The organism is Paraburkholderia sp. J11-2, assembly GCF_905220185.1.
Classification (GTDB): domain Bacteria; phylum Pseudomonadota; class Gammaproteobacteria; order Burkholderiales; family Burkholderiaceae; genus Paraburkholderia.
On sequence record NZ_CAJMYY010000100.1, the window covers coordinates 1 to 613 of the forward strand.

Annotated in this window: 1 protein-coding gene; it reads right to left on the bottom strand. The window is 64.6% G+C overall.

Going from position 1 to position 613, the window contains the following annotated elements; translation table 11 throughout:
* Nucleotides 1-138: 138 nt before the first annotated feature.
* Nucleotides 139-613: alpha/beta fold hydrolase (locus tag U5A57_RS41325; protein WP_415774721.1), on the bottom strand; the 475-nt coding region annotated here is incomplete at its 5' end.

Sequence of the window (613 nt, forward strand, 5' to 3'; positions counted from 1 at the left end):
CGGCGAGATAACCGGCACCCATCGAAAAGAGAAAAGGCACCAGGGCGAAGGCAATTTCGTGGCTCATGGCGATATCCGGAAGATGCGCGAGGCTCCTGGCGCGACAGCGCAGTGGCCGTCTGCGCCGCTATGCCGCACTTAGCCCTTCCAGCCCTCCAGGAAGTCGAGCAGCAGGGCATTGACCCGCTCCGGTTGCTCCTCGTGCGGCAGATGCCCCGCGCGCTCGATCGCATGGGTGCGCACATCGCTCGCCATGCCGTTCCAGACGGCTTCCATGTCGAACATCTTGCCGACCGCGTAGAACTCGGCGCCCCACAGCGCCAGTGTCGGGACGCTGATGGGAATGTCGGCATCCACCTTGTCCTGTGCAACGTCCTCGGCGTTCGCCCGATAGTCGGCCATCGCGCCACGCACCGCTCCGGGGGCTTCGTAAGCGCGCACGTAGGCCTCGAATGCGTCCCCGCTGATCGCATTCGGGTCATAGCACCAGTCGGAGAAGAAGTGGCGCAGCCATGCGCGTTCGTTGCCGGCAACCAGTGTTTCGGGCAGGTCCGGTACCTGGTGGAACAGGAAGAACCAGTATGCGCGGGCGATGCGGGCGTCCAGCTGCTCA